Raw genomic sequence first — 21570 nt, forward strand, 5'->3', positions numbered from 1 at the left:
CCGCAGGGGCGGCGTCGGAGAGCAGGGTTCGTCACACGGTCGGGCGGATGGTCACTCAGCGCGGCAGTTCGGCGACCACCAGGCCGCCGCGCGCCTTCGGGGTGAACCAGGTGCTCTTGCGGGGCATCTTCTCCCGGGCCAGGTTCACCGCGACGAAGTCCGCCACGGTCACCGGCGCGATGAGGACGGCCAGCTCGGCCCGCCCGGCGTCGACCTCTTCGGTGAGCCAGCTCGCCGGGTAGTCACCGCCCACGTAGGTGATCCGCTTGTCGCCCGGATCCAACCCCAGGGCGTCGCGCAGCAGCAGCCGCTCGACCAGGGCGTGATCCAGGTTCTCCAGGCGGGCGTCGGCGGTGGCGGGCAGGCGCACCGCGTACCCCTGGCCGGCCAGCCGGAGGTGGACGGTGCCGCCGGCCGCCGGGACCTCGACCGGGCCGTCGATGGGCTCGACCTCGGCCCCCGCCGCGCGCAACCGGTCGAGCAGCTCGGCCGGCGTGGTGGTCAGCTCGCTGACCAGCCGGTTGTACGGCTGGATGGCCACCGACGCGGGGGTGGTGACCACGGCCAGGAAGCGCGACAACCCGCCGGTCTGGGCGGCCAGGCTGCGGTGGTTGCCGTCGGCGACGACCAGCTCGCCGCCACCGGCGAGAGCGGTCAGCGCGTCCTGCTCCGGGCCGGGGCCGACCAGCCAGATGGCGTGGGTGCGCCCCGCCTGGTCGGTGTCGGTCGCGGCGGGCGTCCCGGCCGCGTCGGTCGCCGCCGCGAGCGCGGCGTGCAGCTCGTCGCCGCTCCCGGTCTGCAGCAGGAGTACGGGTGAGAGCAGGTGACCCAGCGCATCGGCCAGCGCGACTCGCTCGCGCACCTTGGCGATGAAGACGTCCTCGTTGCGGATGACCAGGCCCGGCTCGTCGGCCCGGGTGGAGATCTGGTCGGTGTCGACCATCGCGAACAGCCCGTACGCCGGTTCCTCGCCCGGGGCGCTGATCCGGTACAGCACGATGACCTGCTCGGCGGGGGTGTAGCTGCCGTCGGCCTTGGCCTCGGCGAGGCGGGCCACCGAGTCCGGCAGCGCGTCGAGGAACGACTTGCCCAGGCTGCCGGGGGCTCGATGCGGCATCTCGATGCCGAGGGCACTGTGCGGGTTCGCCTCGATGATCGCGGTGATCTCCGCGTCGTCGGCGAACTCGTCGTAGTTCTGCGCGCCGGTGCCGCCAGTGGTGATCCAGGCCCGGGCGATCGGATGTACGACCGTCATGCCCACTGACGCTACCGGCGGCGACGTCGCTGGCGACGGGGACCCGCGCGGCGTCCACCAGATGAAAGTGCCGGGCCCGGACGTGATGTCAGCCGGCGCGGCCGGACGCGCCGTTGTGCCGCCGGTGTCGGCCGGCCACGACCGGTCCGGCGTTGCCGCGCCGGCCGTTCGCGACGGGCCCGGTGATGGCGTTGCGCCGGGGTGCGGCCGGCGGTCCCGGCACGGGACGCGGTTCCGGCGGTGGCGCCGGAACGGGTCGCGGGTTCAGCGGCGGCGTCGGCACGGGACGCGGGGCGGTGGGTGCCGGCGGGGGCGGGGCGGGCTCAGCCGGCGCGGCAGCCACCACGACCGGTTCCACGGCCGACGGTACGACCGACTCCGGCGCCACCGGCACCACCGGCGTCGACACGACGGGCGTCGCTGGCGCCGGTGTGACCGGTGCGGGCTGTGCCGGTGTGACCGGTGCGGGCGTCAGCCGCGAGGTGACCGGCACCCGGGCCACGCCGACCACGATGGGCGGGGCGAGCAGGTCCACCACGTGGGCGGGAAGGTCGGGGCGGACCGTCGGCCAGCGGGAGTCGTCTACCGACCAGTACGCCGCGCCGGGAGTCTCGATCACCCCCTGTCGGGTCAACTGATCGTCACCGGACGCACGGTGCTTGGCCATCGGGATTGCCTCCACGAGCTGCGGGGTGCGGCCCTGCGGGTCGCTGCGGCGGACACCGAGGGAAACGACGCCGCCCGCCCAGCGGTGACGCTGTGACCGCGAGGCGTACCCACCACCCGGCGCGGCGCACCCCCGCCCGGTCCCACGAGCTGGGGACCGGACGGGGGCGCGTGGCGGTCGCGGTCAGTCGAAGATCGGGGACTGCTCGCGGGTGCGCTTCAGCTCGTAGAAGCCCGGGGTGCCGGCGACCAGGAGGACGCCGTCCCAGAGCCGGCCGGCGGCCTCGCCCTTCGGGCGCGGCGTGATCACCGGGCCGAAGAACGCGACCGGGCTGCCGTCCGGGCCGGGCGCGTGGACGACCGGGGTGCCGACGTCCTGCCCGACGGGGCGCATGCCGGCCTCGTGGCTGGCCCGCAGCGCCTCGTCGTACTCGGTGCTGTCGGCGGCGGCGGCCAGCGCCGGGTCCAGGCCGGCCTCGGTCAGCGCGGCGACGTAGAGCTCCGGCCCGAGCTGCTCCTTACCGAGGTGGATGCGGGTGCCCAGCGCGGTGTAGAGCTTGCGCAGCGCGTCGCTGCCGTAGCGCTGCTCGGCGGCGATGCACACCCGCACCGGGCCCCAGCCGTTGTCCATCAGTTCCCGGTACTGCTCTGGCAGGTCCCTGCCCTCGTTGAGCACGGACAGGCTCATGACGTGGTAGCGGATGTCCACTTCGCGGACCTGCTCGACCTCCAGCAGCCAGCGGGACGTGATCCACGCCCACGGGCAAATCGGGTCGAACCACATGTCGGCGGTGACACGATCGGTCACGGTGAGGTCCCTTCGCGACGGGTGACGCCGGTAGTCCGGCGTCTCACCTCGATCCTCACCCCACGGCCCATCGACCGGCACCCGAATGAGAGCGTGACCTCGCCCACCGCCGGCTGCCCGTACGTGGAAGACTCGGATCGGGCCGGACGTCACGAGCGGTCGGCAGACGGGCGCCGCCGGGCGTACGGCGAGACGTGGGATGGAGACGAACAGTGCCGGGAGTGCGTAACCTGACGCAGGTCGAGGCGACCGAGCGGGCACGCCTGCTCGAGGTGACCGGGTACGACATCAGTCTGGACCTGTCGACCGCCGTGCTGGCGGCCGACGGCCGCACGTTCTCCTCGACGACCGACGTCCGGTTCCGCTGCGCCGAACCGGGGGCGAGCACGTTCATCGAGGTGGCCGCCGAGTCGGTGCGCTCCGCCACCCTGAACGGCGCCCCGGTGGACCTGTCCGACTGGTCGGCTGAGAAGGGCCTGACCCTGTCCGGGCTGGACAGCGAGAACACCCTGGTCGTCGACGCGGACTTCGCCTACTCCAACAGCGGGCAGGGGCTGCACCGCACGGTCGACCCGGTGGACGGCGAGACGTACCTCTACAGCCAGTTCGAGACGGCCGACGCGCAGCGCGTGTTCGCCTGCTTCGACCAGCCCGACCTGAAGAGCGTCTACACCTGGCACGCCACCGTCCCCGAGCACTGGCGGGTGGTGTCCAACATGCCGGTGCAGCGCGAGGAACCGGCCGGCGAGGGGCTCAAGACCCTCCACTTCACCGAGTCGCCGCGGATGAGCACGTACATCACGGCGCTGTGCGCCGGCCCGTACCACGAGGTGCGCGACAGCCACGACGGCATCGACCTGGGCGTGTTCTCCCGGGCGTCGATGGCTCAGTACCTGGACTCCGACGATCTGTTCCTCATCACCAAGCAGGGCTTCGACTTCTTCCACGAGAAGTTCGGCGTGCGCTACCCGCTGCCCAAGTACGACCAGCTGTGGGTGCCCGACTTCAACGCCGGCGCGATGGAGAACTTCGGCTGCGTCACGCACGCCGAGTCGCACTACCTGTTCCGCTCCCAGGTCACCGACTTCGAGTACGAGCAGCGGGCCAACACGATCCTGCACGAGCTGGCCCACATGTGGTTCGGCGACCTGGTCACCATGCGCTGGTGGAACGACCTGTGGCTCAACGAGTCGTTCGCCGAGTGGGCCAGCCACTGGTGCAACACCAACGCCACCCGGTTCACCGAGGCGTGGACGACGTTCCTGTCCATCCGGAAGAACTGGGGCTACCGGCAGGACCAGCTCTCCTCCACGCACCCGGTCTACACCGAGATGCCGGACATGGAGGCCGTCGAGGTCAACTTCGACGGCATCACCTACGCCAAGGGCGCGAGCGTGCTCAAGCAGCTCGTCGCGTACGTGGGTGAGGAGCCGTTCGTGGCCGGGCTGCGGGCGTACTTCGGCAAGCACGCCTGGGGCAACGCCACCTTCGACGACCTGCTCACCGAGCTGGAGGCGGCCTCGGGCCGGGAGCTGCGCAAGTTCGCCGCGCAGTGGCTGGAGACCGCCCAGGTCAACACGCTGCGGCCGGAGGTGACCATCGGCGCCGACGGCACCTACGAGCAGGTGGTCGTCCGGCAGGAGGCGCCGGCGGCGTACCCGACGCTGCGCACCCACCGGATCGGCGTGGGCCTGTACGACCTGACCGACGGACGGCTGGTCCGCCGCGAACGCTACGAGGTGGACGTGACCGGCGAGCGGACCGACCTCGCCGACCTGCGCGGCGTTCGAGCCGCCGACGTGCTGCTGCTCAACGACGACGACCTGAGCTACACCAAGCTGCGCCTCGACGACCGGTCGATGGCCACGGTGGTGCAGCACATCGGCGGCTTCGACTCGTCGCTGGCCCGCGCCCTCTGCTGGACGGCCGCGTGGGACATGACCCGAGACGCCGAGCTGGCGACCCGCGACTACGTGGCGCTGGTGCTGGCCGGGCTGTCCGCGGAGACCGACATCAACCTGGTGACCGCCACCCTGCGCCAGGCCACCACCGCGATCACCCTCTACGCCGACCCCGCGTGGGCGGCCACCGGCTGGGCGGGGCTGGCTCGTACGGCGAAGGACGCGCTCGCCTCCGCCGAGCCGGGCAGCGGTTTCCAGCTGGCCTGGGCCCGGGCGTACACCTCGGCCGCCCGGTCCGAAGAGGACCTGGCCACGCTGCGCGGCTGGCTGGACGGCACCGGCGTGCCGGCCGGGCTGACCGTGGACACCGAGCTGCGCTGGACGGTGCTCGGGGCGCTGGTGGCCAACGGCGCGGCCGGTGCCGCCGAGATCGAGGCGGAGCTGGCCGGTGACCGCACCGCCAGCGGCGAGCGGGAGGCCGCGTACGCGCACGCGCTGGTGCCGACGGCGGAGAACAAGGCGGCCGTGTGGGCGCTGCTGACCGGCCCGGACGCGCTGCCGAACTGGCGGCACCGGGCGCTGTTGCAGGGCTTCGCCCACCCGGCGCAGGTGGAGCTGGTCGCCCCGTACCGGGAGAAGTACTTCGCGGCGGTCGGCCAGGTGTGGGCCACTCGGGACAGCGAGCCGGCGCAGGAGTTCGCCCAGTTGGCGTACCCGACCTACCTGGTGGACGACGACACGGTGGCGGCCACCGACGCGTGGCTGGCCGGTGACGGCAACCCCGGCCCGCTGCGTCGACTGGTCGCCGAGGGCCGCGACGGTGTGGTGCGGGCGCTCAAGGCCCGCGCGAAGGACGCCCAGCAGAGCTGACCAGCTCGCTTGATCGACTCGACATCGCCGATATGGGGGTGTCCGCCCGCGCGGACACCCCCAAATCGCTGACCTGGCGCGCTGCAACGGCACGCAACGCGACGAAGCCCGACCTGCCGTGCGGCGGGTCGGGCTTCGACGTACGAGAAAGGGCTCAGCCCTTGCCGGCGTGGCTGGCGAGCTGGTCGAGGCCGTTGATGATGCCGCCGGCCAGGTCGCCGCCGCTGAACGCGCCGGCCATGGAGAGCGCGGCCAGCTTGGCGTACGTGTCGGGGATGCGCTTGCGGGCGTACCGCCCGGTGACGATCTCCAGCTGGCGCTGGTTGGGCGACACGGCGATCAGCACCGACTTGTCGGGCTCGGCGAGCTGGCGGTGCAGCCGCTGGGCGTGCTCACGGATCGGCTCGTCGAGGCCGCCGACGAACACCGAGAAGACCAGGCCGGTGCCCTGGTCGGCCAGGCGCAGGGCCTCGTCGATGCGCAGCAGTTGGCGGGTCGAGAACGGCCCGTCCAGCACCTCGGGCGGATTCTCCGTCCCGGTCTGCTTCTCACCAACGGTCACTTGCGCCTCCGGTTCCACCGGCCGGCGCCTCGACGCTGGCCTGCTCTAGCTTGTGGCTGGTCAGCGCGGGCGCCTGCGCCCCCGCGGTCAGCGCGGTGCCGGCCGAGTCGGCCAGCTGCTCCGGGCGGCCCAGGAACCAGACCGGAGTGAAGTCGAAGGGCCGGCCCGGCCGGTAGCGCTTGGCGCCACCGCCACCGCCGGTGGCACTCCCACGGCTACCGGCGTACGACAGGCCGGCGATGACCAGCACCGCGGCCACCGGGATGCCGACGAAGACCAGCAACGTCTCGGTAACAGACAATCCCAACGCCCCCAGGCGGAAGAAGGACCTCGAACAATCGGGTCGGATGGACGATCATGATGGTGACCGGCCAACTCCGTCACCATTCACGTTAGCGGAGTCGACGGCCCGCCAGATTGCGGGGTGCCGATCCCATCCGTCACTGGCGTGCTCCAGTTGCGCAGCGGTCGCGATGAGCCGCGCGTCGTCGCCGTACCGGCCAGTGAGGAGCACCCCGACGGGCAGGCCGTCGGCCGTGGCGCCCACCGGCAGGGACACGGAGGGATCGCCGGTGACGTTGAAGATGGCGCAGTAGGGCGAGAAGCGGCGTTGCCGGTCGAAATCGGCCGCCGGGTCGCCGTCGGCGGTGAACCAGCCGACGGGTGCCTGCGGTGCGGCCAGGGTGGGGCAGAGCAGCAGGTCGCAACCGGCGGTGCGGGCGGCGCCGAGACGTACCTGCGCCTGCAGCTCGCCGAGGGTGGCGGCCAGCGCGCCCGCGGAGACGCTGGCGCCCCGGGCCCGCAGCAGTTGGGTCAGCGGCAGCAGCTCCGCCTCGCGGTGCGGGGGCACGGGGGCGAGTGCCAGCACGTACCAGATGATCTCGAACAGCGGCCACGCCTGGGGCCCGAGCGGCGGCGGCACCTCGACCACCTCGTGGCCGGCGGTGGTGAGCAGGGCGGCGGCCCGGTCGACGGCGGCCACGCAGTCGGGGTGCACCGGCTCGTCGGCGAGCATCGGCGTGGTGAACCGGCCGATCCGCAGCCGGCCGGGCTCGGCCCGGCGGGCGGCGGCCAGGTATCCACCGGGCGGCGCGGGCGGCGGCAGGTAGGGCTCGCCCGGCACCGGCACGGCCATGACGTCGAGCAGCGCGGCGACGTCGACGACGGTCCGCCCGAGCGGACCGCTGGTGGGCAGCCCGAACGCGCCGGAGCCGAGCGGCCCGCCGGAGACCACGCCACGACTGGGCTTGTAGCCGATCAGGCCGCAGAGCGACGCCGGAATGCGCAGGGAGCCGCCGCCGTCGGACCCCTGGGCGATCGGCACCAGCCCGGCCGCGACCGCCGCCGCCGCGCCGCCGCTGGACCCACCGGCGGTGTACGCGAGCTGCCACGGATTGCGGGCCGGCGGTGCGACGCGGCCCTCCGAGTAGAGCGAGCAGCCCAGCTCGGAGGTGGTCGTCTTGCCGAGGCTGACGAGGCCGGCGGCCTTGATGAACCGGACCACGTCGGCGTCGACCGGCGGGACGAAGTCGGCGAACGCCGCCGAGCCGAAGGTGGTGCGTACCCCGGCGGTGAGGGTGAGGTCCTTGATCGCGGTCGGTACGCCGTGCAGCGGGCCGCGCCCCTCGACGGGCACCGCGTCGGCGGCGCGCGCGGCCTGCCGGGCGAGGTCCGGCGTGACGGTGACGAACGCGCCCACGGTGTCGCCGAGCGCCGCCACCCGGCGCAGGGAGTGCTCGACCAGCTCGACGCTGGACAGCTCGCCGCGGGCGATGGCGGCGGCCTGTTCCAGCGCGGTCAGGTCGTGCGGCTCGGCCATGTCCTCATCCTGCCCGGTGGGAGCGGCTGTCGGCGGGTCGACACGGCGGTCGCCCTTCGCGGCGGAGGGTACTGCTCCCGATACCGAACCGGCCGTGTCGGGAGGCAACCCCCCTCACCGGTCGCCCGCCCGGCGGCGGGCCGACTCCTGCCGGCGTCCTTTGCTCTGCTTCAACGGAGGCAACAGCCGATGTCCGTTTATCGGACACGTGGTGTTGCGTGGATTGAAGCAGAGCAAAGGCAACAGAACAGGGTCCGTCGGCCCGTCGCGGCCGTCCGTCGTCCGGGGGCACTACCATGGGTACGCCGTCAGCGCCGCCCGTGCAGGAAGCGCAGGGCGTTGGTGGATCGGAGCTTGTCGCGCTGGGCGTCGGTGAGGAAGTCGGCCGCGTCGACGACCGCACCGGCCGGGCGCTCCCCCAGCGGGTACGGGTAGTCGCTGCCGACCAGCACCCGGTCCTCCCCCATCGTGTCGACCAGCAGCCGCAGCGCGGGCGGCGCGAAGACCACCGAGTCGACGCTGAACCGGTCGACGTAACTGCTGGGCGGGGCGACGGACGCGCCCCGAACCAGGTCACCACGTCGGTGCCAGGCGTTGTCGGCGCGGCCGAGCCAGAACGGGAAGCTGCCGCCGCCGTGCGCGAAGCAGATCCGCAGCGTCTCGGGCACCCGGTCGAAGACGCCGCCCAGGATCATCGCCAGCACCGACAGGTGCGTCTCGGCGGGCATCCCGGTGAGCCACCGGGCCATCCAGCGGTTCAGACGCGGGCCGTCCGGCATGTCCCACGGGTGGACGAAGACGGGCGCACCCACCTCGGCACAGTGCTGGAGGAAGGTGACCACCCCGGCGTCGTCCAGATCCCGGTCGCCGACGTGGTTGCCGATCTCCACGCCCACGTGCCCGGCGGCCAGGCTGCGATCCAACTCCGCGCAGGCGGCGTCCGGGTCCTGCAGGGGCACCTGGCAGAACGGCACCAGCCGGTCACCGCCGGCCGCGGTGACCTTCAGGGTGAGGTCGTTGAAGATCCGGGCGACCTTCACCGCCTGGTCGGCCGGACGGTCGTAGCTGAAGAAGACGGGCGTCGGCGACACCACCTGCACGGCCACGCCGTCGGCGTCCATGTCGGCCAGCCGCGTCGACGCGTCCCAGCACTCGGCGCCGATCGGGCGGAACTCCGTCTCCCCCACCATGATCATGGCGGCGCGCTCGGAGTCGACCCGCAACCAGGGCCAGCCGGACCCGCCGCACGCCGCGCCGAGGTCCGGCCACCCCTTCGGTACGACGTGCGTGTGCACGTCGACGACACGAGCGGGCATCAGCCCTTGCCCGGGTGCAGAGTGCCGCAGTTGGCGCAGGTGCGTGCCGCCTCATCTGCGTAGAACGCCTGGAACACCGGCGGCAGGTCGGCCGCGATGTCGCGGACCTGCAACTCCACCTCGTGCACCTGGTTTCCGCACTCGGGGCAGTACCACTGGAACGTCTCCAGCGTGCCCTCCTCGCGGACCCGCTCGACGACCACACCGATCGAGCCGGCCTCCGGTCGCTGCGGCGAGTGCGGGGTGTTGCGCGGCAACATCCACATCTGACCCTCGCGCACGTGCACCGTACGCGGACCCTCGGGGGTCATCAGGTTGATGTGCATGTTGCCCTTGACCTGGTAGAAGAACTCCTCGTACGGGTCCACGTGGAAGTCGGTGCGCTGGTTGGGCCCGCCCACCACCATCACGATGAAGTCGTCCCCGCCGGGGAACATCTCCTTGTTGCCCACCGGCGGCTTCAGCAGGTGCTGGTTCTCCGCGATCCAGCCCGGAAAGCTGAACGGCTCGGCGATCTCACTCACGACTGACCTCCCGAGGGAAGAAGGGCCACGGCCTGGATCTCGATGAGCAGGTGCGGGTGCGGCAACTGGTGCACCGCCACCGTGGTGCGGGTCGGTCCGGACGCGTCGAAGAACTCCGCCCACACCTCGTTGTAACCACCGAAGTCGTTCATGTTGACCAGGTACGTGGTCACCTGGACGAGGTCGGTGAGGTCCGCGCCGACCGAGCGCAGCAGATCGCCGATGTTCTCGATCACGGCCCGCGTCTGCACCCGGATGTCGAGGTTCGTCGTGCCGAACGCGTCGACCTCGACACCGGCGAAGCTGTTGTCCGGCCGTCGCGACGACGTACCGGAGACGAAGACGAGCCCACCCGCGACCTTGACGTGCGGAAAAGCCCCCCGCGGCACGGCCTTCCCAGCCACCACCCGGGCGGTCACGACGACGCCCGCAGCGAAGCCGTGCCGAGTTTCTCGACGACGGCGCGGACATGGGCACCGGGACGCAGCGGCACAGCGGCGGTGGCGGCGCCGGCCAGGAAGACCCAGCCCGACTGCAACCGCACCCCGTGTCGGCCGGCCAGCCGGATGCCCTCGTCGAGCGCCCGGCGCGGATCGCCGAGGATCGCCGCCGTCGAGCCGACCTGGGCCACCCGCCCGTCGACCTCCAGCAGCACGCCCAGGTTGTCGAGCCCCGACGGCACCGACGACCACGGCCCGATCACGAACGCGGCGGCCGAGGTGTTGTCGGCGACGACGTCCGGCAGCGAGAAGCGGAAATCCGCGTACCGGGAGTCGATCAGCTCGATGGCCGGGGCGACCGCGCGGACCGCCGTGGCGAAGTCGCCGACCGGCTCGCCCGGCTCCGGCAGCCGGTCCAGCAGGAACGCCACCTCCGGCTCGACCCGGGGATGGATGTACGCGGCCGGGTCCACGGCACCGCCGTCGGGCACCCGCATCGCGTCGGTGAGCCGCCCCCAGATCACCTCGTCCACGCCGACCTGGGCCATCTTCGCCCTGCTGGTCAGCCCCATCTTCAGCCCGACCAGCCGCTCGCCGCGTTCCAGTCGGCGCTGCACCAGCGCTGCCTGCACGCCGTACGCGGTGTCCACGTCAAGACCGGTCTCGGCGGCGAGCTGACCGATCGCGGTGGCCGTGTCGGCCGCCGCGCCCAGCTTGTCGGCGATCCCGGTGATGTCCACGCCGATCATGACTGCTGCTCCTTGCCGGCCAGGTCGAGTGCCACGTCGACGATCATGTCCTCCTGGCCGCCGACCATCCGACGGCGGCCCAGCTCGACCAGGATCGACCGGACGTCGACGCCGTAGCGGTCCGAGGCCCGCTCGGCGTGGCGCAGGAAGCTGGAGTAGACGCCCGCGTACCCCAGGGAGAGCGTTTCCCGGTCGACCTGGACCGGCCGGTCCTGCAATGGGCGGACGATGTCGTCGGCGGCGTCCATCAGCGCAAACACGTCGCAGCCGTGCTTCCAGCCGTGCAGCTCGGCGACCGCCACGAAAACCTCCAGCGGCGCGTTGCCGGCGCCCGCGCCCATGCCGGCGAGGGAGGCGTCGACGCGCACGGTCCGGCCGGACGGCGAGCCGAGCGGCCCGGCGCCGAGGATGCGGCCGTGCTCGACGGCGAGCACGCTGTTGGCCACCCCGAGCGACAGGTTGTGGTGGGCGTGGATGCCGATCTGCGTCTCCGGGGCGAGGACCTGCCGGTACGCGTCGACCCGCTGCGCCACGTCGGACATCAGCAGCCGGCCGCCGGAGTCGGTGACGTAGACGCCGTGCGCCCCGTACGACTCCATGAGCTTGGCCTGCCCGGCGAGCCCGGCCGGATCGTTCATGTGCGACATCATCAGAAACCCGGAGACGTCCATGCCGTTCTCCCGGGCCCAGGAGATGTGCTGGGCGGAGATGTCCGCCTCGGTGCAGTGCGTGGCGATGCGGACGCTTGTCACGCCGAGCGCCTTCGCCGCCCTCAGGTCCGCGATCGTGCCGATGCCGGGCAGCAGCAGGGTGGTGAGCTTCGCGTTCGTCAGCACCTCGGCGGCGGCGGAGATCCACTCGGCGTCGCTGGCCGCGCCGTGGCCGTAGTTCACGCTGGAGCCGGCGAGCCCGTCGCCGTGCGCCACCTCGATGGCGGCCACCCCGGCGGCGTCCAGGGCGGCGGCGATGGTGCGTACCTGCTCGACGGTGTACCGGTGGGCGATGGCGTGCATGCCGTCGCGCAGCGTCACGTCCTGGATGTAGAGGTCGGTCATGACGCGGTCACCTCCGAAGGACGCCTGGCGACCAGCCGCTCCGCGGTGCGCAGCGCGGCGGAGGTCATGATGTCCAGGTTCCCGGCGTACGCCGGCAGGTAGTGGCCCGCCCCGGACACCTCCAGGTAGACCGACACCTGCAACGCGGTGAGCTGCCGCCCGAGCGTCGGCACGTACGCCTCGACGCGGTCGAACTGCACGTCCTGCTTGAGCCGGTAGCCGGGGACGTACTCCTGGACCGTCGCCACCATGTCCGCCACCGAGGCGGCGATGGCGGCGGTGTCGGCGTCGACGTCCGGGCAGAGGCAGTAGACGGTGTCGCGCATGAGCAGCGGCGGGTCCGCCGGGTTCAGCACGATGATCGCCTTGCCCCGCTCCGCACCGCCGACCACCTCGATGGCGCGAGCGGTGGTCTCGGTGAACTCGTCGATGTTGGCCCGGGTGCCCGGCCCGGCGGACTTCGACGCGATCGACGCGACGATCTCCCCGTACGCCACCGGGGTGACCCGGCGGACGGCGGCGACGATCGGCACGGTGGCCTGCCCGCCGCAGGTCACCATGTTGACGTTCGGTTCGTGCAGGTGCTCGTCGAGGTTGACCGGCGGCACCACGTACGGGCCGAGCGCGGCCGGGGTCAGGTCGACCACCGTCCGGCCGTGCGCGCGCAGCACCTCGTCGTGGCGTCGGTGCGCGCCGGCCGAGGTGGCGTCGAAGACCAGCTCGACGTCGGCGAACTCGGGCATCGCGACCAGCCCGTCCACTCCGTCGGCGGTGGTGGCGACGCCGAGCCGGCGGGCCCGGGCCAGGCCGTCGGAGGCCGGGTCGATGCCGGCCATCGCCACCATCCGCAGGCTGCCGCTCAGCCGCAACACCTTGATCATCAGGTCGGTGCCGATGTTTCCCGATCCCAGCACCGCCACTCCGACGCTCACGCTGACTCCCCTCGGGTGAAGGCCGTCCGTACCGAGCCGAGGCCCGAGATCCGGGCCTCGTACGCGGCGCCCGGGGTGACCGGCACCATCGGGCCGAGCGCCCCGGAGAGCACCACGTCCCCGGCGCGCAGCGGGTCACCGGCGCGGGCGAGGGTGCTCGCCAGCCAGTGCAGAGCGTGCAGCGGGTTGCCCAGGCAGGCCGCGCCCGCGCCCACCGAGACCGGCTCACCGGCGTGCTCCAGCACCATTCCGCACAGCCGCAGGTCGACGTCGGCGAGGCGGCGCGGCGTGGTGCCGAGCACGAAGAGCCCGCTGGAGGCGTTGTCGGCGACCGTGTCCACGATGGAGATGTCCCAGCCCGCGATCCGCGAGTCGACGATCTCGATCGCCGGCAGCACGTGGTCGACGGCGCGGATCAGGTCGACGGTCGTGATCTGCGGATCCGCGAGATCCTTGTCGAGCACGAACGCGATCTCCGCCTCGACCCGCGGCTGGAGCAGCCGGTCGATCGGCACCTCGACCCCGTCGCCGACCGCCATCGCGTCGGTCAGCATCCCGAAGTCCGGCTGGAACACCCCGAAGGTCTCCTGCACCGCCCGGGAGGTCAACCCGATCTTCGCGCCGACCCGGCGTTCGCCGCGGCCCTGCCAGGCCCGCGCCTGAAGCTGCTGCACGCGGTACGCGGACTCGACGTCGCCCTCCGGCAGCAGCCGACCGCGCAGCGGCGGGCACGGCTTGCCGGTGCTGCGGGCCTCGGCCAGCTCCCGGTTGGCGGCCTCGATGTCGGCTTCCATGCCCGCTCCCTCGCTACGGCTCACGACAGGTCCACGCAGACGTTTGTGAGTTCGGAGTAGAAGTTCAACGAGTGCACGCCGCCCTCGCGGCCGATGCCGGACGCCTTCACCCCACCGAAGGGCGTGCGCAGGTCCCGCAGGAACCAGGTGTTGACCCAGACGATGCCGGCGTCGAGCCGGACCCCGGCCCGGTGCGCGACGCCCACGTCCCGGGTCCACACGGTCGCCGCCAGGCCGTACTCGGTGCCGTTGGCCAGGGCGTACGCCTCGTCCTCGGTGTCGAACGGCGCCACGTGCACGACCGGGCCGAAGATCTCCTCCCGGTTGGTACGGGCATCCGGGCCGAGACCGGTGAGCACTGTCGGCTGCACGTACGACCCGCCGTCACGGGCGTCGCCGAAGGTGGGCGTGCCGCCGCCGGTGAGCACCTCGGCGCCCTCGGCGCGGGCCAGCTCGTACGCGCCGAGCACCTTCGCCCGGTGCTGCGGGGAGATGAGCGGCATGGTGGCGGTGGCCTCGTCGGTCGGCCAGCCGTACGCCAGCTCGCCGGCCCGCTTCGCCAGCCGGGCGGTGAACTCCTCGAAGACCGGGCGCTGCACGTAGATGCGCTCGGTGCACAGGCACACCTGCCCGCCGTTGGTGAAGCTGGAGCGCATCGAGCCGGCCACCGCCGCGTCCAGGTCGGCGTCGGCGAAGACCAGGCCGGCGTTCTTGCCGCCCAGCTCGAAGCTCACCGCCTTCACGCCGTCGGCGGCGGCCCGCATGATCGCGCCGCCGGTGGCCGACTCGCCGGTGAAGGTGATCGCGTCGACGCCCGGGTGGCGGGTGAGGAACTCGCCGGCCGAGTCCGGTCCGAAGCCGTGCACCAGGTTGAACACCCCGTCCGGTACGCCGGCGGCGGCCATCACCTCGGCGAGCAGCGTCGCCGAGGCGGGCGTCTCCTCGCTGGGCTTGACCACGACGGCGTTGCCGCAGGCGAGCGCCGGGGCGACCTTCCAGGTGAGCAGCAGCAGCGGCAGGTTCCACGGCACGATGACCGCGACCACGCCGACCGGCTTGCGCACGGCGTAGTTCAGCGCCCGGCCGCCGGTCGGGGTGACCGTGGTGAACGACTCGGTGGGCGCGGTCGCCACGATCTCCGCGAACGCCCGGAAGTTCGCCGCGCCGCGCGGGATGTCCAGCGTGCGGGCCTGGGCGATGGACTTGCCGGTGTCCGCGACCTCGGCGGTGACCAGATCGTCGAAGCGACGTTCCAGCTCGTCCGCGACGCGGCGCAGCACCTCGGCGCGTTCCCGCTCCCCCATCCGGCCCCACGGCCCGCGCAGCGCCGCGCGGGCGGCGGCCACCGCGTCGTCCACCGTGGACCGTTCCGCCTCGACCACCTCGAAGACCGGCTCGCCGGTCACCGGGCTGACCTTGGTGAACGTCGACCCGCCGTCGACGAACTCGCCGCCCACGAAGTTGCGCAGCCGCTGGGGGCCACGTGGCGCGTGGCCGGCCATCAGTCGCGGATCCCAGGTGCCCGTCATGCGCGCCTCCCTCGGCTCAGTGCAGCGCCGATCGCGCCGACCAGCAGCAGCGCGGCCCCACCCGCGACCGCGCCGAGCACCCGGTGCTGCCGGCGGACCCGGCGGCGCACCTCGGCGTACGGGGTGGTGGAGAAGGACACCAGCTCGTACTGGGAAACGTACCGGCCGGGCAGTGCCCGTTCCAGTGCGTGCTCCACCCGCCGCCGGGTCTGGAACACCGGCGAGGCGACCTTGTCGCGCATCTCCACGAAGTTGGTCAGGGCCATCTGCGCGATCGCCTCGGCGTTCTCCTGCCGGCGGCGCTGGAACAGCGGCAACGCCGCCGACCACTCGTCGGCACACTCGTCGAGGCAGCGGTCCAGCTCGACGACGTCCTCGAAGGCGCAGTTGGCGCCCTGGCCGTAGAAGGGCACGATGGCGTGGGCCGCGTCGCCGAGCAGGCAGACAGTCCCGTTGACCTGCCAGGGAGCGCTGCGCACCGTGCCGAGCACGCCCACCGGGTTGTGCTGGTAGTCGTCGACCAGGTTCGGGGCCAGCGGGACCACGTCCGGGTAGTGCTCGGTGAAGTGCCGTTCGATCTGGGCCGGGCTGGTCAGCGACGCGAAGCTGCCGTCGCCGTCGTTGGGCCAGAACAGCGTGCAGGTGAAGGACCGGTCCGGGTTCGGCAACGCGATCATCATCGAGGTGCCCCGTGGCCAGATGTGCAGCGCGTCCGGATCCAGGGCGAAGTCGCCGCCCAGCGGCGGAATCGTCAGCTCCTTGTAGCCGTAGTCGAGGAAGTCCACGCTCTCGCGCAGCAGCCCGTACGCCAGCAGTTGTCCGCGTACCGCGGAGCCGGCGCCGTCGGCGCCCAACACGACCGACGCCTTCGCGCCAACCGTGCCCTGCGGGGTGTCGAAGCTCAGGGTGCCGTCGGCCGGATCGAGCCCGACGAGCCGGTGGTCGAAGACGATCCGGACCCCGGGCAGCGCGGCGGCCGCGTCCAGCAGGGCGTTGTTGAGTGCGCCCCGGCTGATCGAGTTGATCGCCCGGTCACCGGCCGCGCTGTACGACTGGAACTGCGGCTGCCCCTCGACCGGGTGGATCATCCGGCCGCGCATCGGCAGCGCGTCGGTCATCACCTGCTCGGCCAGGCCGATCCGGCGCAGCGCGTCCAACCCGCGCTCGGAGAGCGCCAGGTTGATCGAGCGTCCCCGCTCGGCCGCGCCGGCACGCGGGTCCGGCCGACGCTCGTAGAGGGCGACCGGGTAGCCACGCCGGGCCAGGAAGCAGGCGGCCAGGCAGCCCGCCAGGCCGGCGCCGATGATCGCGATCTCGTCGCGCCGCTTCGTCACGGGGTCACCGGCCCGACGGTGGCGGCGAGTGCGGCGGCGGCCCGCCAACAGTCGAGGTACGTGGAGTAGAGCGGCACCGGGGCGAAGCGGACGATGTCCGGCTCCCGGGCGTCGGCGATGACGCCGTGCTCGTGCCGCAGCCGCTTGGTCAGCTCGGCGGCGTTGCCGGCGCCGACGCGTACCGACAGCTGGCAACCCCGGCGGGCCGGATCGCGCGGGGTGACCACGCGCAGCGGCCGGTCGGCGGTGATCTCGTCGAGGAGTGACTCCAGCCAGCCGGTGAGTCGGAGGCTGCGCGCGCGCAGCGCCGGCATGCCGACCGCGTCGAACAGCTCCAGCGAGGTCCGCACCGGGCCCATCGCGAAGATCGGGGGGTTGGAGATCTGCCAGGCCTCCACGGTGGACGGCGGCCGGGACACCGGCGTCATCTCGAACCGGGTCGCCGCCGCAGTGCTCCACCAACCCTCGAAGCGCGGCAGGTCGGGATCGCCGAGGTGCCGCTCGTGCACGAAGACGCCGGCCAGCGCGCCCGGCCCCGAGTTCAGGTACTTGTAGGAGCACCAGGCGGCGAAGTCGACGTCCCAGTCGTGCAGGGCGAGCGGCACGTTGCCGACGGCGTGCGCCAGGTCCCAGCCGACCACCGCGCCGGCCGCCCGACCGGCCGCCGTGATCGCCGGGATGTCCAGCAGCTCGCCGGTGAGGTAGTTGACCCCGCCCAGCAGCACCAGTGCCACCCGGTCACCCTCGGCGGCCAGGTAGCCGGTGACGTCCTCGGTGCGCAACGCGTCCTCGCCAGCACGCGGGCGCAGCCGGACCACCGCGTCGTCCGGGTCCAGCCCGTGGAAGCGGGCCTGGCTGCGCACCGCGTAGCTGTCCGAGGGGAACGCGCTGTCCTCGATGACGATGCGGGTGCGGACGCCGGCCGGGCGGTAGAAGCTGACCATCAGCAGGTGCAGGTTGACCGTGAGCGAGTTCATCACCACGGCCTCCGCGGGCCGGGCGCCGACCAGTCGGGCGGCCGGGCCCGTCAACAGCTCGTGGTACGGCAGCCAGGCGCGTTCCGCCTCCAGGTGCCCCTCGACGCCGAGCCGCCCCCAGGCGTCCAGGTCGGCGAGGAGTTCGTCGCGGGTGGCCCGGGGTTGCAGGCCGAGCGAGTTGCCGGCGAGGTACGCCGACTCGGGGTGGTCGCCGCCGTCGGCGGGCGGCACGTGGAAGAGGTGTCGGTGGCCCGGGTCGGCCTGGTCGAGGCGGTGTGCCTCGCTCTCTGGGGTGTGCATGTCTCGCTCTCCGGTCACATCGCGGTGCGGGCCGACCACAGCTCCGGGAAGACCACCCGGGCCATGCTGCGCTGCAACCACGCCAGCCCGGCGGAGCCGCCGCTGCCAACCTTGGCGCCCATTGTCCGCTGCACCGCCTTGACGTGGTTCCACCGCCAGTCGCCGAACTCCTCGGCGACGCCGCTCAGGGCCTCGCCGAGCAGCCGCAGGTGGTTGTCCGGGCCGCCGTCGGCGTAGATCCGCACCCAGGCCGCCTCGACCTCCGGCTGCGGGTCGTGCTCGACCGCCACGTCCCGGTTCAACAGATCGGCGGGGAGGTCGAAGCCGCGCCGGGCCAGCAGCGCGACCACGTCGTCCCAGAGACTCGGGGCGGCGAGCGCGGCGCTGAGCGCGGCGTGCACCTCGCTCTGCCGGCGGAACGGCCGGATCAGCGCCGGGTCGCGCAGCCCGAGCAGGAACTCAAGGTGCCGGTACATCGCGGACTGGAAGCCGGAGCCCTCGCCGAGCAGGTTGCGGAACCGGTTGAAGTCGGCCGGGGTCATCCAGCGCAGGCCCTGCCAGGCGGCGTTGAGCCCTTCCAGGTGCAGGGTGGCGCGGCGCAGCGGGGCCAGCGCGTCCCAGATCCGGTCGGCGCGCAACAGACGCTGGGTCTCCCGCAGCTCGTGGCAGGTCAGCCCGAAGTACAGCTCCATGATCTGGCTGACCATGAGGAAGGACATCTCGCCGGGGTCGTCGCTGAGGGGCTGCTGCAACTGGTGCAGGGCGGTGGCCCGCACGTACGCGTCGTAGGGCACCAGCTCGGCGAACTCCAGCGTCGGCTCGCCGCCGTTGCGCGCGGCGCGGGCTGCCCGCTGGCGCGGGGTCACCGGTCGTACCGTGGCGACGCGGTTCGGCGCCCGCCAATCCGTCTGATCCACCAGTCGTCTCCCTTCCCCCGAAGCTGCCGACGCCATGATCTCGCGGCTGGATCGGCCTGCGGAATGCCGGATCAACGGCACTTGTCGGCCTGACCTGGCGAACCGAAGGCAGCTGGGCGAATCCGGTTCACGAAAGTAAGGTTCGAGCGTGGACGACATGGACTGGGCGCTGCTGCGCGAGTTGCAGGCCGACGCCCGGCTCTCCTTCAGTGAGTTGTCCCGCCGGGTGCACCTGTCCCCACCAGCGGTCGCCGAGCGGGTCCGCCGGCTGGAGGAGGCCGGGGTGATCACCGGCTACCACGCCCACGTGGACCTGACCCGGGCCGGCCGTACGGTGGTCGCCCTGATCCGGATGTCCTGTTACGGCGCGCGGTGCATCCTGCACGACCCGGAGGTGTCCGGCTGGCCGGAGATTCTCCAGATCCACCGGATCACCGGCGACGCGTGCAGCATGCTCAAGGTGGCCGCCGGCTCGATCGGCGACTTCGAAGCGGTCATCGACCGGCTCGCCCCGTACGGGCAGCCGTCGAGCACCATGGTCCTGTCGTCCCCGCTGGACTGGCAGCCGATCACCCCGCTCCCGCCCGCCGGTGCCAGCTCCCGCCGCCGCTGACCCTGCCCGCCCGCTGGTTTGCCTCCGGGCCAACGGGAACTCAGCCCGCGTGCCCAGGGGAGGGTTCCGGCGGTCGTCGCCGGTTGGGGGGAAATCATGCAGGGACTTCGCACGATCAACCGCGCACTCTCGTCCGCACTGGCACTGGTGGGGCTCATCGGGGCGTTCGTCCTGTTGTCGGTCGCACCGGCGCGTGCCGGTGAGAACACCTTCGTCGAGGTGACGCCGAACAGCGTCCCGGCGGGCAGCCGGGTCACGATCCGCGCGAGCTGCGACAACAACAACAGCAACAATCGACAGGCCACCGTGCAGTCCGACGCGTTCGGGCGCGTGGTGCTCAGACCGGACAACGGCTTCCTCAAGGGGGAGGTCACCGTTCCGGGCAACAAGGAACCCGGTGACTACCAGGTCGACCTGCGGTGCCAGAACAACCAGACGGCCCAGACGATGCTGACCGTGCTGAACATGGCCTCGCCCAGCAAGGGGCCGGCAACGGGGGGCGGCGGCACCGCGGGCGGCCGGGGCATCGGATCGATCCTGGTCGTCGGCGGCGTGGCAGTGGTGGCCGCCGCGGTCGCGCTCGGCATGGTGGGCGGTCGGCGTCGGACCGGAGCCGGCTCCTGAGCCGGACCTGCCATGACCCGCAGATCCGCGCGTGCGCGGTCGGACCACCGTGCCCGCCTCCGGGCCGCAGCGGCCCTGCGCGCCTCCGGACGGCTGGTGGCCCGGGTCTCGGTTCGGCTGCGCCGGGTCGCCGGACAGGCGGTGTCCGCCAGCGTCGCCACCACTGATCCGGACGCCCGCCCGCTGCCGCCGAGCCGTCCCGCCGGGTCGCCGCTGCTCCGGCGTCGGCTCGGCACCGGGCCGGGACTGCCGGTCCTGGCCGTGGCCACGCTGATGGTGCTGATCGTGGCGATGCTCGGCGTCGAGCAGGTGACCGGGGTGAGTCTGCTGCCGGACCGGATCAGCGCCGGCCTGCGGCCGCCGCCGAAGAAGTTCCCCGTGCTGCCGGCCAGCCGCCCGACCGCTCTCTCGATCAGCAAGATCGACCTGCGGGCTCCGCTGCACGACGTGGGCCTCGCCCCGGACGGCACCATCGCCGTGCCCGACGTGGGCCGCGCCCAGGAGGCCGGCTGGTACGACCAGGGCCCCACCCCCGGCCAGTACGGGCCGGCGGTGATCGTCGGACACGTGGACACCACCACCGGCCCGGCCGTCTTTCACCAGCTCCGGGAACTGCGCGCGGGAGACCAAATCGAGGTCACCCGCTCCGACGGCCGGGTCGCGGTCTTCGAGGTGGACTCGATGGAGCGGTTCGACAAGGACCGACTACCGGTGGACGAGGTGTACGGCGACTTCAGCCGCCCCAGCCTGCGGCTGATCACCTGCGGCGGCCGGTGGGTGGGCGGCGAGAGGGGCTACTCGGACAACCTGGTGGTCTTCGCCTCGCTGGTCAAGGCCCGTGGTGGTTGATCGCCGGCGCCGGCGTCGAGGTACTCGGCGAGCCGGGCGGCCCCGGTGAGCATGGCCCGACCGCGCTCGGCGAGCCGTCGGCGCCACTGGCCGAGCGACGCGGCGAGCGGTTCGGCGCCACCGGCGTCGCGTACCCGTCGCAGCACGTCGGCGATGTGGTCGAGCCGATACCCGCCCCGGCGCAGCAGGTGGGCGAGTTCCGCGTCCCGGACGTCGTCGGGCGAGTAGACGCGGTGGCGGGTCACCCGGTCGCGCTCCGGCCGCAGAATTCCGGCCGCCTCCCACTTGCGAAGGGTCGCGGGTCGTACGCCGAGCCGGTGTGCGAGCACGCTGATCGGCACGGCTCTCCGGCCCTGCGGCGCGGGCTCCCTCGCGGTGAGAGTGGTGACCGCCGCCTCGACCGCGTCCAGGGTCTCCCGATCGCGTTGCAGCAGCGCGTGACCGCTGTCGATCGTGCGCAACGCCGTGTCGATCTCGCCCCGGTTGACGGCGCGCATGATGTCGCCGCTGGCCGCGTAGCCGTGACCGACGATGAGCGCGAGGTAGGCGCTCAGTGCTGTGGCGTGCACCTCGGTGAACCTGCGGTACCCGGTCGCGGTGCGCTCGGCAGGTGGCAGCACGCCGTCCCGTTCGTAGTTGCGGACGGCCTGCGCCGACAGTCCGTGCCGGCGCGCGAGATCGACGGGTCGGCGTACCCCGGGCTTTGAGGGTTTTGTGGTTGTCACCCGCGCTCCAT

At 72.6% G+C, this 21570-nt stretch carries 22 protein-coding genes; 4 read left to right on the forward strand and 18 right to left on the reverse strand.

Going from position 1 to position 21570, the window contains the following annotated elements; all coding sequences use genetic code 11:
* Positions 1–55 precede the first annotated feature (55 nt).
* The 3 genes from ABZU46_RS21835 to ABZU46_RS21845 all read right to left on the reverse strand — a co-directional run bounded on the left by ABZU46_RS21835 (position 56) and on the right by ABZU46_RS21845 (position 2729).
* Entirely contained in the window at positions 56–1255 is a 1200-nt protein-coding gene (locus ABZU46_RS21835) for a DUF1015 family protein (protein WP_354860572.1), read from the reverse strand.
* 88 nt (positions 1256–1343) lie between these two features.
* The gene (locus ABZU46_RS21840) at positions 1344–1922 is read right to left on the reverse strand and encodes a hypothetical protein (protein ID WP_354860574.1); all 579 of its coding nucleotides are present in this window, start codon (positions 1920–1922) and stop codon (positions 1344–1346) included.
* Between the two features lie 183 nt (positions 1923–2105).
* A complete protein-coding gene (locus ABZU46_RS21845) occupies positions 2106–2729 on the reverse strand; it encodes a disulfide bond formation protein DsbA (protein ID WP_354860576.1) in 624 nt (207 codons plus the stop codon).
* Between the two features lie 221 nt (positions 2730–2950).
* Between ABZU46_RS21845 and pepN the strand changes: the two genes are divergently transcribed.
* Positions 2951–5500: an aminopeptidase N gene (pepN, locus tag ABZU46_RS21850; RefSeq protein WP_354860577.1), complete on the forward strand. Its 2550-nt coding sequence runs from the start codon at positions 2951–2953 to the stop codon at positions 5498–5500.
* Positions 5501–5654: 154 nt separating this feature from the next.
* Here pepN and ABZU46_RS21855 read toward each other — a convergent pair whose 3' ends face one another.
* The 14 genes from ABZU46_RS21855 to ABZU46_RS21920 all read right to left on the reverse strand — a co-directional run bounded on the left by ABZU46_RS21855 (position 5655) and on the right by ABZU46_RS21920 (position 18748).
* Entirely contained in the window at positions 5655–6062 is a 408-nt protein-coding gene (locus tag ABZU46_RS21855) for a DUF5130 family protein (RefSeq protein ID WP_354860579.1), read from the reverse strand.
* Positions 6049–6345 carry a hypothetical protein gene (locus ABZU46_RS21860; RefSeq protein ID WP_354860609.1) on the reverse strand — a complete coding sequence of 99 codons (297 nt, stop codon included), beginning with the start codon at positions 6343–6345 and terminating at the stop codon, positions 6049–6051. The genes ABZU46_RS21855 and ABZU46_RS21860 overlap by 14 nt, the downstream gene beginning before the upstream one ends.
* A gap of 72 nt (positions 6346–6417) precedes the next feature.
* Positions 6418–7881 (reverse strand): amidase, encoded by a 1464-nt coding sequence (locus ABZU46_RS21865; RefSeq protein ID WP_354860581.1) that lies wholly within the window; start codon positions 7879–7881, stop codon positions 6418–6420.
* A gap of 308 nt (positions 7882–8189) precedes the next feature.
* Positions 8190–9197, reverse strand: coding sequence for an amidohydrolase family protein (locus ABZU46_RS21870; RefSeq protein ID WP_354860583.1), 1008 nt, complete (start codon positions 9195–9197; stop codon positions 8190–8192).
* The gene (locus ABZU46_RS21875; protein WP_354860585.1) at positions 9197–9721 is read right to left on the reverse strand and encodes a 3-hydroxyanthranilate 3,4-dioxygenase; all 525 of its coding nucleotides are present in this window, start codon (positions 9719–9721) and stop codon (positions 9197–9199) included. Before ABZU46_RS21875 ends, ABZU46_RS21870 begins: the two co-directional genes overlap by 1 nt.
* Positions 9718–10140, reverse strand: a complete 423-nt coding sequence (locus ABZU46_RS21880; RefSeq protein WP_354860587.1) for a RidA family protein — start codon at positions 10138–10140, stop codon at positions 9718–9720. Before ABZU46_RS21880 ends, ABZU46_RS21875 begins: the two co-directional genes overlap by 4 nt.
* Positions 10137–10910 (reverse strand): fumarylacetoacetate hydrolase family protein, encoded by a 774-nt coding sequence (locus ABZU46_RS21885; protein WP_354860588.1) that lies wholly within the window; start codon positions 10908–10910, stop codon positions 10137–10139. Before ABZU46_RS21885 ends, ABZU46_RS21880 begins: the two co-directional genes overlap by 4 nt.
* Positions 10907–11965, reverse strand: coding sequence for a 4-hydroxy-2-oxovalerate aldolase (dmpG, locus tag ABZU46_RS21890; protein WP_354860590.1), 1059 nt, complete (start codon positions 11963–11965; stop codon positions 10907–10909). The genes ABZU46_RS21885 and dmpG overlap by 4 nt, the downstream gene beginning before the upstream one ends.
* Positions 11962–12897 (reverse strand): acetaldehyde dehydrogenase (acetylating), encoded by a 936-nt coding sequence (locus ABZU46_RS21895; RefSeq protein ID WP_354860591.1) that lies wholly within the window; start codon positions 12895–12897, stop codon positions 11962–11964. The genes dmpG and ABZU46_RS21895 overlap by 4 nt, the downstream gene beginning before the upstream one ends.
* Positions 12894–13691, reverse strand: coding sequence for a fumarylacetoacetate hydrolase family protein (locus tag ABZU46_RS21900; protein WP_354860592.1), 798 nt, complete (start codon positions 13689–13691; stop codon positions 12894–12896). Before ABZU46_RS21900 ends, ABZU46_RS21895 begins: the two co-directional genes overlap by 4 nt.
* A gap of 20 nt (positions 13692–13711) precedes the next feature.
* Entirely contained in the window at positions 13712–15193 is a 1482-nt protein-coding gene (locus ABZU46_RS21905) for a 2-hydroxymuconic semialdehyde dehydrogenase (protein ID WP_354860610.1), read from the reverse strand.
* Between the two features lie 23 nt (positions 15194–15216).
* A complete protein-coding gene (locus ABZU46_RS21910; RefSeq protein ID WP_354860594.1) occupies positions 15217–16554 on the reverse strand; it encodes an NAD(P)/FAD-dependent oxidoreductase in 1338 nt (445 codons plus the stop codon).
* Positions 16551–17831 (reverse strand): kynureninase, encoded by a 1281-nt coding sequence (gene kynU / locus ABZU46_RS21915; RefSeq protein ID WP_354860596.1) that lies wholly within the window; start codon positions 17829–17831, stop codon positions 16551–16553. The genes ABZU46_RS21910 and kynU overlap by 4 nt, the downstream gene beginning before the upstream one ends.
* Positions 17832–17845: 14 nt before the next feature.
* Positions 17846–18748, reverse strand: coding sequence for a tryptophan 2,3-dioxygenase family protein (locus ABZU46_RS21920; protein ID WP_354860597.1), 903 nt, complete (start codon positions 18746–18748; stop codon positions 17846–17848).
* A gap of 148 nt (positions 18749–18896) precedes the next feature.
* Here ABZU46_RS21920 and ABZU46_RS21925 point away from each other — a divergent pair, with 148 nt between their 5' ends.
* The 3 genes from ABZU46_RS21925 (at position 18897) to ABZU46_RS21935 (ending at position 20834) form a co-directional block, all read left to right on the forward strand.
* Positions 18897–19361, forward strand: coding sequence for an Lrp/AsnC family transcriptional regulator (locus ABZU46_RS21925; protein ID WP_354860599.1), 465 nt, complete (start codon positions 18897–18899; stop codon positions 19359–19361).
* Positions 19362–19457: 96 nt separating this feature from the next.
* On the forward strand, positions 19458–19985 hold the full coding sequence (locus tag ABZU46_RS21930; RefSeq protein ID WP_354860600.1) for a hypothetical protein: 528 nt from the start codon (positions 19458–19460) through the stop codon (positions 19983–19985).
* A 75-nt stretch (positions 19986–20060) separates the two neighbouring features.
* The gene (locus ABZU46_RS21935; RefSeq protein WP_354860612.1) at positions 20061–20834 is read left to right on the forward strand and encodes a class F sortase; all 774 of its coding nucleotides are present in this window, start codon (positions 20061–20063) and stop codon (positions 20832–20834) included.
* Here the strand turns inward: ABZU46_RS21935 and ABZU46_RS21940 are convergent.
* A complete protein-coding gene (locus ABZU46_RS21940) occupies positions 20780–21559 on the reverse strand; it encodes a MerR family transcriptional regulator (protein ID WP_354860602.1) in 780 nt (259 codons plus the stop codon). The genes ABZU46_RS21935 and ABZU46_RS21940 overlap by 55 nt on opposite strands.
* Positions 21560–21570 lie beyond the last annotated feature (11 nt).

Source organism: Micromonospora sp. NPDC005197, assembly GCF_040608295.1.
Lineage (GTDB): Bacteria > Actinomycetota > Actinomycetes > Mycobacteriales > Micromonosporaceae > Micromonospora.